General features: G+C 38.8%; 9 protein-coding genes. 3 read left to right on the top strand and 6 right to left on the bottom strand.

The genetic code is table 11. From position 1 onward, the window contains the following. Positions 1 to 2,358: tetratricopeptide repeat protein (locus F6K40_RS36810; RefSeq protein WP_293144130.1), on the bottom strand; the 2,358-nt coding region annotated here is incomplete at its 3' end. A 412-nt stretch (positions 2,359 to 2,770) separates the two neighbouring features. Between F6K40_RS36810 and F6K40_RS36805 the strand changes: the two genes are divergently transcribed. Continuing rightward, a complete protein-coding gene (locus tag F6K40_RS36805; protein WP_293144127.1) occupies positions 2,771 to 2,926 on the top strand; it encodes a hypothetical protein in 156 nt (51 codons plus the stop codon). Between the two features lie 300 nt (positions 2,927 to 3,226). Here F6K40_RS36805 and F6K40_RS36800 read toward each other — a convergent pair whose 3' ends face one another. The 5 genes from F6K40_RS36800 to F6K40_RS36780 all read right to left on the bottom strand — a co-directional run bounded on the left by F6K40_RS36800 (position 3,227) and on the right by F6K40_RS36780 (position 6,072). Beyond that, positions 3,227 to 3,589 carry a DUF5615 family PIN-like protein gene (locus F6K40_RS36800; protein ID WP_293144124.1) on the bottom strand — a complete coding sequence of 121 codons (363 nt, stop codon included), beginning with the start codon at positions 3,587 to 3,589 and terminating at the stop codon, positions 3,227 to 3,229. After that, positions 3,589 to 3,927 carry a DUF433 domain-containing protein gene (locus F6K40_RS36795; RefSeq protein WP_293144121.1) on the bottom strand — a complete coding sequence of 113 codons (339 nt, stop codon included), beginning with the start codon at positions 3,925 to 3,927 and terminating at the stop codon, positions 3,589 to 3,591. Before F6K40_RS36795 ends, F6K40_RS36800 begins: the two co-directional genes overlap by 1 nt. 60 nt (positions 3,928 to 3,987) lie before the next feature. Further along, positions 3,988 to 4,467 (bottom strand): Uma2 family endonuclease, encoded by a 480-nt coding sequence (locus tag F6K40_RS36790; protein ID WP_293144118.1) that lies wholly within the window; start codon positions 4,465 to 4,467, stop codon positions 3,988 to 3,990. 346 nt (positions 4,468 to 4,813) lie between these two features. Next, positions 4,814 to 5,377: a Uma2 family endonuclease gene (locus tag F6K40_RS36785; RefSeq protein ID WP_293144115.1), complete on the bottom strand. Its 564-nt coding sequence runs from the start codon at positions 5,375 to 5,377 to the stop codon at positions 4,814 to 4,816. Positions 5,378 to 5,508: 131 nt separating this feature from the next. Next, the gene (locus tag F6K40_RS36780; protein ID WP_293144112.1) at positions 5,509 to 6,072 is read right to left on the bottom strand and encodes a Uma2 family endonuclease; all 564 of its coding nucleotides are present in this window, start codon (positions 6,070 to 6,072) and stop codon (positions 5,509 to 5,511) included. A 999-nt stretch (positions 6,073 to 7,071) separates the two neighbouring features. Here F6K40_RS36780 and F6K40_RS36775 point away from each other — a divergent pair. Next, complete coding sequence (locus F6K40_RS36775; protein ID WP_293144109.1) at positions 7,072 to 7,626, top strand: hypothetical protein; 555 nt, start codon at positions 7,072 to 7,074, stop codon at positions 7,624 to 7,626. A gap of 217 nt (positions 7,627 to 7,843) precedes the next feature. Next, on the top strand, positions 7,844 to 8,002 hold the full coding sequence (locus F6K40_RS36770) for a hypothetical protein (protein WP_293144106.1): 159 nt from the start codon (positions 7,844 to 7,846) through the stop codon (positions 8,000 to 8,002). Positions 8,003 to 8,233: the final 231 nt, after the last annotated feature.

Below are 8,233 nucleotides of genomic sequence, written 5' to 3'. Positions count from 1 at the left end.
TTGGAGATGCAGGGATATAGTGGCATTAGTTGTGGCTGAGAGCATTCTCATGGAAGCTTGTTTTTGACTTTCCGAACCTGTGGCAAGGAAAGAAGTAAGGGTAGTTTCTTGTACTTCCATTCCCTGGGTGAGATATTCAATAGCACTGGTTATATTTCCTTGGACATAGTACAGTGCTGACAGGTTATTGAGGCTGGTTGCAATGTCTGGATGATTAGTTCCTAATGTTTTCTCAAGTATTGCCAGAGACCGTTGGTATAGGGGCAAGGCTTCTGTATAGTTTCCTAGGTCACTGTACTGTGCTGCCAAGTTGTTGAGGCTGGTTGCAACTTTTGGATGGTCAGTTCCTAATGCTTTCTCTGTGATTGCCAGAGACTTTTGCAATAGGGGTAAGGCTTCTGTGTACTTCCCTTGGTTATGGTACAGTGTTGCCAAGTTGTTGAGGCTGGTTGCAACTTTTGGATGGTCAGTTCCTAATGCTTTCTCTGTGATTGCCAGAGACCTTTGGAATAGAGGTAAGGCTTCTGTGTACTTCCCTTGGTCACCGTACAATAATGCCAGGTTATTGAGGCTGGTTGCAACTTTTGGATGGTCAGCCCCTAATGCTTTCTCTTTGATTGCCAGAGACCGTTGTAATAGGGGTAAGGCTTCTGTGTACTTCCCTTGGGCACGGTACAATAATGCCAGGTTATTGAGGCTGGTTGCAACTTTTGGATGGTCAGCCCCTAATGCTTTCTCTGTGATTGCCAGAGACCGTTGTAATAGGGGTAAGGCTTCAGCATACTTTCCTTGGATATCGTAAAGTAATGCCAGGTTGTTGAAGATATCAGCAACGTCTGGATGGTCAGTTCCTAATGCTTTTTCTGTGATTGCTAAAGACTTTTGCAATAGGAGTAAAGCTTCGGTATACTTCCCTTGGTCTTTGTAGACTGATGCCAGGTTGCGGAGACTGGAGGCAAAGTCTAGATGGTCAACTCCCAATACTTTCTCTGTGATTGCCAAAGACTTTTGCAATAGGAGTAAAGCTTCGGTATACTTCCCTTGCAGTTGGTACAATGTTGCCATATTGCTAAGGCGAGAAGCAACAGATGGATGGTCAGTTCCTAATGCTTTTTCTGTGATTGCTAAAGACTTTTGCAATAGGAGTAAAGCTTCGGTGTACTTCCCTTGGTCACGGTACAATAATGCCAAGTTGTTGAGGATGGTGGCAACCTCTGGATGTTCGGTTCCTAACGCCTTTTCATAGATTGCTAAAGACCTTTGGTATTGGGACAAAGCTTCGGTGTACTTCCCTTGGTCACGGTACAATAATGCCAGGTTGTGGAGGCTGATGGCGACGCCTGGATGGTCAGCTCCTAATGTTTTCTCTTTAATTGCCAGAGACCTTTGGTATAAAGGTAAGGCTTTTGCGTAGTTCCCTTGCTCACTGTACAGAAATGCTAGGTTATTGAGGATGGTGGCAACGTCTGGATGGTCAGCTCCTAATGTTTTCTCTGTGATTGCCAGAGACCTTTGGTATAAAGGTAAGGCTTCTGTGTACTTCCCTTGGTTTTGGTAAAGTAATGCCAGGTTATTGAGGCTGGTTGCAACTTTTGGATGGTCAGTTCCTAATGCTTTCTCTTTGATTGCCAGAGACTGTTGCAATAGGGGTAAGGCTTCTGTGTACTTCCCTTGGTTTTGGTAAAGTAATGCCAGATTGTTGAGGCTAGTGGCAACATCTGGATGGTCAGTTCCTAATACTTTCTCTCTGATTGCCAGAGACCTTTGCAATAGGGTTAAAGCTTTTGTATAGTTCCCTTGCTCACGGTAGAGCGATCCCAGATTGTTGAGGCTTTGGGCAACATCTGGATGGTCAGTCCCTAATACTTTTTCATAGATTGCCAGAGACCTTTGCAATAGGGTTAAAGCTTTTGTATAGTTCCCTTGCTCACGGTAGAGCGATCCCAGGTTGTTAAGGCTTTGGGCAACATTTGAATGCTCAGTTCCTAATACTTTTTCATAGATTGCCAGAGACCTTTGGTATAGAGGTAAGGCTTCGCTGTAGTTGCCTTGGTAATGATGCTGCAGACCTAAAAAATTCATCACTTGTACACCAACAGGGGTTTCAGAAGCACCATCATTTTCTACCATAACTAAGGCACGTTCTAACAATGGAATAGCTTCACTATATTTTCCCTGTTTTGAAAACTCCACTGCTTGTTGAAAAAGTCGCTTAAATTCCTCCACTTCCCCAGACTGTTGCGCCACCACAGCAGGCTTAATTTCCCCCACTACTGGCTTAACCATCCCCACAGTTAACCCACAGATACTAATAAATGTTGCTCCCCAAACCAGAGAATATCTAACTATCGCATTCATAAAATTAACCCCTAAAATTAGTTCTACAATATACTCGTAGAAGCCACCAATTAATTATGCAACTTACCATATTTATCCGCTTTGTTGTATGAAAACATATAGCTACCGCACAAGATACAAGCATCTGTACTTCATACTTATACAACTATTGTCCAATAAATAAATCAATTATCTTCGGCGTCAAAAAAAAGGCTGAAACTTATACCTGTAAAGGCTTTCAGCTATTTAACCATTGGCCAACAAATGAATAAAGCATCAATCTTTGATAAGAAAAAGCTGAAACTTATACCTGCAAAGGCTTTCAGTCATTTAACTATTGGCCAATAGAATAATAGAAAGAGGGTGATATAGCTGCCACGGTTGTTCACCTTTCATGTCAGCTCTGGCAACCGAAAAGCGGAACGGATGTTCTATGGCTATTGCAACAAAGCCATATTTATCCACTCCCAACCTCATCATAAATATCAGCCGTATTTCTGTCATGGCGAGGCGACCGCCATTTCAGTTATCAGTTATCAGTTATCAGTTATCAGTTATCAGTTATCAGTTATCAGTACCTCTGCAATAAGGAGGCTTGAAATAAGGAATATGTTCTTTTTTTATCCCCTTAAAAGGGGAGGCTTTAGACCACAATTTTTCGGTAAACAAATTAAACTTTGGGGAAAATCATTAATACTAGCCGTTGCCATCTCTAGATTCAGGAGATTGCCACGGGGGGGAATCATGGCCAAACCTTGAACTTAATTGTTTTCCATCCCCCCTCGCAATGACAACCATTTACTACCAGCAGAGCGATCGCCAATCTTTAGTATGCAACTTACCATATTTATCCAGTCAAAACCTCATCATAAACATCAGCCATTGTTAATCAAATCAGCGGAATATAAGCAATTTGGTCTCGATATTCGTCCTCAAAAGATGCCCCTGCAATAGCTATTAAATCTTCAATAACTCGACCGATATTCGCCGACGGACGTAACACTAAAATTCCCGGTACATGACCACTTTCAGCTAAAAGTTCGGCAAGATGAACTGGCATAGAACTACGGTTGTTAGTGACAAGAATAAAACCGTTATCCTGAATCCAACGCAAGATTTCAGGGTCTTTTGTGCCCTTGGGAGGCACCTTTTCATCCCCAATTGCCACAACAACTAAATCCGGTTGCCACTCCAAAAGTTGTTCTTTATATAGAGGAGGCAAATTTTCATCAAGCAAATATTTAATTGCCATTATTTAGACGCACCCTCAACTTGAGTTAGACGTTCCAACTTCCACCTCAGTACCTTCGCCACAAAAGGTGGAGGATGGCGATCGAATTCAGCTTGAGCTTTATTTGTATACTCCAACCAATTATCAAAATATTGTCCTATGGTTTCGCGATCGCGCAAACAATACAAAATTGTGGCATAAACTTGTTCCAAGCTAACAGTATGAAAGAGTTCGGAAATTTCTTCTGCTGTCTTATTGTTAACAATGTATTCGTAAAGAATATGCTCGATACCGATCCGCGTTCCTTTAACTCGAATATCCTCCGGTGTCAGAAACTCAAAATAATCTTCTAATTGCATTTGTTAGTCCTTGCCTAAATTTGCCCAAAACCCAGTAAATATTTCTCATAATAGCACATTCTACTGTTGCTCTTGTTCAGTCTCAAAACTAACGTCCTCGTATAAAACATCAACAGCACAATTAAACTCAATACTAGATAACGTAAAATTCTCTCCCTCAGAATATGCAGAATAAAGCCACATTCTCCCCTCACCACGTTGATAAATCTCAACAGAAATTGATTCTGAATCTACTAAAACATACTCTTGCAAACTAGAAAATTGACGATAATATTTAAACTTATCGCCGCGATCGTACCCCTTTGTTCCTGGAGAAAGAACTTCAATAATCACACTAGGATGTTTGATAAATTCACGAGATTTGAAATCATCAGCATTACAACTAATAACTAAATCTGGATAAAAATAACGATTATTTTTAGCATCCTGAACTTTCGCCTCCAACACATTAACTCGACAACCTTTTTGACGAACAGAGGAATATAAAGCTGTATAGAAATTAAGAACAATATTATTATAAGGAATATTTGTTCGAGTCATAGCTAAAATTTATCCATCCACATATTCATGGCGAAATTCCTGTTTAGCTTCCCATTCTAAATATTCTTCGGCTGTCATTTTTTGATAATTTTTAGGTTGAGCAATCATAATTTCTTCCTTTCTTTTGTTCAATTATTCAAATGTTTTTATCCTAAATTAGGAATAGATAGGGCTAATTTCCTACTACAAACAACATTATACTAAACATGATAAATATTTGTTACATCTCCTCAATGATTTGTGAAAAAACTTTAGGGGTTGAGTTTGGAGACCAAACCCCTACGCTCAAATTTTACAACCTACTTTAAATTACTATATTAGTTCCTGTTTTTCAATCCTACTAAAGCTATAAAACCTCATCATAAATATCAGCCATTGTTAAAGTTAATCCCACCGAATTTAACTCTAAAAAATCTTCTTTTCCTAAACTTTCCCTAGACCAATCACCAACTTCTGAACGACGATAAATTTCCACCTTCATTTCTGTTTGATCAACCAATACATACTCTTGCAAACTTGCTAAACTTTGATAATTCAAGCGTTTTTCTCGTCTATCTAAATCTTGGGTAGAAGGGGAAAGTACCTCAACAATTAAACAAGGAAAACTCTTGTAATATTTTTCCGTATCTTGGGGGTTACAAGTTACCATCACATCAGGATAATAAAAAATATCAGAGCTATTTTCCGCAATAGCAATTTTGACCTTCATATCTGCAATAAAAGTTTTACATCCGCTTCCCCGGAGATGAAAACGTAAAAGACTAGCTATATTTAATGCGATGCGGTTATGTTCTTCACTACCACCAGACATAGGGAATATTTCACCACCGAGATATTCATGGCGAATAGGACTAACTTTTTCTCCTTCCAGATAATCTGTGATTGAAATAAATGCAGTGGCTAATTTCATAGTTATACTCATCCTAATGATTTGTGAAAAAAAACTTTAGGGGTTTGGTTTGGAGACCAAACCCCTACGTTCAAATTTTACAACCTACTTCAAATTGCTATATTAGTTCCTATTGTTCAATCCTACGAAAGCTATAATACCTCATCATAAATATCAGCCATTGTTAAAGTTAATTCCACCGAATTTAACTCTAAAAAATCTTCTTTTCCTAAACTTTCCCTAGACCAATTACCAACTTCTGAACGACGATAAATTTCCACTTTCATTTCTGTTTGATCAACCAAGATATACTCTTGAAAACTTGCTAAACTTTGGTAATTTAAGCGTTTTTCTCGTCTGTCTAAATCTTGGGTAGAAGGAGAAAGTACCTCAACAATTAAACAAGGAAAACTCTTGTAATATTTTTCCGTATCTTGGGGGTCACAAGTTACCATCACATCAGGATAATAAAATATATCCGAGCTATTTTTGGCAATCGCAATTTTGACTTTCATATCTGCAATAAAAGTTTTACATCCGCTGCCCCGTAAGTGTCTCAATAAACTAGCGTAGATATTACCTGAAATGCGGTTATGTTCTTCGCTACCACCAGACATAGCGAATATTTCACCACCGAGATATTCATGGCGAATAGGACTAACTTTTTCTCCTTCCAGATAATCTGCGGTTGAAATAAATGCAGTAGCTAATTTCATAGTTATTAGTTCCTCAATGTTATATAGATAATTATAGCTGAAGTCATTTCAGTTATCAGTTATCACTTATCAAAATAATTGGGTCTAAAACCCCGCCTTGATTGGCGAAATATTTTTGGAGAGTTGCTCTAATCCCCGTTACAAAAATAACTTCTGTACGGGCGAACGGCCGTTCGCCCCTACTGACTTCTAACTTCTGACTTCGTTATCAGTACCTCTACCTGTTTGCGCAGCATGACCTAGGAAAGCATTGGGATTGAAATATTGAATAGAATATTTCTCTTAATTGTGGAGCAGTCAAAGCAACAATGGATGGAAAACCTGTTCCTGGTCAGATTGGTAGTATAATTGCTGCAATTAAACCTGGTGTATAAGTTGCTAAAGGTAAACCAGGAAACACCGTAGAAAATGCTGTGAAAGCTAATGTATTTCAACAAATAAAAATCATAAATTATTCTCCAGTAATTAGCCAGTTAGTGTAAGAAAATAAACTAAAAGTTGTGGGTGATTATTATGACTTAGACCAGGGAAAAGTTTATCTAATAAGTTAAAAAAGGGTAAACATTCAGGAAGAGGTTTTCAATAATTAATAATTAATAATTAATATAGCGTTTTTCAGTAGGCGTGAGGTACATCAACGATCCCCCTAAATCCCCCTTTTTAAGGGGGACTTCCAGTTCCCCCCCTTGAGAAGGGGGGGGTTAGGGGGGATCTAATATCTGTACCTCACTAACCTGGGAAATGCTATAATTAAATTACCTCTTCTTATAAACAAGAAGATTGAGTCAAAGAATTTTTTTTCTTTTATCCATCAATAGAGAAGCTTTATACCTTAATTTTTCGGTAACTAAACCCCTACCATAAGTTACATTTCCTGAGCTAATTATCCAGAAATGATGAACAATTTCAGCAACTTTCTCAAGAAAATAGTCTATACTGTTTGTAGGCGGAAATAGCTTAACCTCTTTACCCCTAATCCTATAAAAGAAAAAGACGACTATGAAACCATATTTCTTTGCTCTTTTAATTGTATCCACAGTAACCGCAATGGCTGGTTGCGCAAACCCTCAATCTACGCCAACGGTACAGGCTCCGCCATGCCAAAATCCTGTCACAGAAAACGATGTTTTAGCTGCACAGCAAAGCTGGGGCCAAGCCATTGTCGCCATTGGCAAGGCAGAAAACCCAAAAGCAGAAGCACAAAATACTCTTGAGAGGCTTTATGCTTATAATCTTGGTACGGTTTTGTTCAAACCTACACTGGCTAGCAATGAACCCTTCAGAGGCACGGAGAAAGAGGCTTTGTCTTATTTTGTCGGCGGCGGCATCAGCGAAGATAAAGGTTTTGCTCTTGCTCCCTATAACAATGTGCGCTTTGAGAATGAAGGAATTATTACCCACTGCAATACAGCCACCTCCATGGGTGAGTATTTTTTCACCAAAACAGACGGTAGCCAGATCAAGGTAGAATTCACTTTTGGTTATGTTCGTGATGAAAACGGCGGTCTGAAAATTGAGCTGCACCATTCATCTCTGCCGTATCAAGCACAATAAGGGCGATCTTGATTTCAGTTATCAGTTATCAGTTATCAGTTATCAGTGAGCCTCCGACTTTAGCCGGAGGCTTGAATCCTTAATTAAACAATTATTGAAACAGGACTTACGCAACACCGCTATATATGGTGTATTGTTTGGTCAATATTCCCAATATTCTCACTATAATTAGTGCCCTTGCGTAAGTCCTGTGAAATTAAGGAATAAACCAAAATTTTTGAACTTTGAATTTTTAATTTTGAATGGCTTTGTTGTAATAGCCATAGAAAATCGGTTCCGCTTTTCGGTTGCCAGAGCTGACATGAAAGGTGAACCTAGTGGCAGCTATATCACCATATCTCAATTATTGATGTTTGATTCATTTATTGGCCAATAGTTAAATGACTCAAAGCCTTTACAGGTATAAGTTTCAGCCTTTTTTTATCTAAGGTTGCTTGTTGCTTGATGTTTGATTCATTTATTGGCCAATAGTTAAATGACTCAAAGCCTTTACAGGTATAAGTTTCAGCCTTTTTTTATCTAAGGTTGCTTGTTGCTTGATGTTTGATTTATTTATTGGACAATAGTTGTAGAAGTATGAAGTACATGGATCTTGGATCTTGTGCGG

It is taken from the genome of Okeania sp. SIO3I5 (assembly GCF_010672085.1).
Taxonomy (GTDB): domain Bacteria; phylum Cyanobacteriota; class Cyanobacteriia; order Cyanobacteriales; family Microcoleaceae; genus Trichodesmium.
This window is presented reverse-complemented; position numbering and strand designations above follow the sequence as displayed.

Bases quoted from the DNA above. Each gene is read 5' to 3' on its own strand.
- F6K40_RS36805 (WP_293144127.1), top strand. From the start codon at position 2,771: ATGGCTATTGCAACAAAGCCATATTTATCCACTCCCAACCTCATCATA.
- F6K40_RS36800 (WP_293144124.1), bottom strand. From the start codon at position 3,589: ATGGCAATTAAATATTTGCTTGATGAAAATTTGCCTCCTCTATATAAA.
- F6K40_RS36795 (WP_293144121.1), bottom strand. From the start codon at position 3,927: ATGCAATTAGAAGATTATTTTGAGTTTCTGACACCGGAGGATATTCGA.
- F6K40_RS36790 (WP_293144118.1), bottom strand. From the start codon at position 4,467: ATGACTCGAACAAATATTCCTTATAATAATATTGTTCTTAATTTCTAT.
- F6K40_RS36785 (WP_293144115.1), bottom strand. From the start codon at position 5,377: ATGAAATTAGCCACTGCATTTATTTCAATCACAGATTATCTGGAAGGA.
- F6K40_RS36780 (WP_293144112.1), bottom strand. From the start codon at position 6,072: ATGAAATTAGCTACTGCATTTATTTCAACCGCAGATTATCTGGAAGGA.
- F6K40_RS36775 (WP_293144109.1), top strand. From the start codon at position 7,072: ATGAAACCATATTTCTTTGCTCTTTTAATTGTATCCACAGTAACCGCA.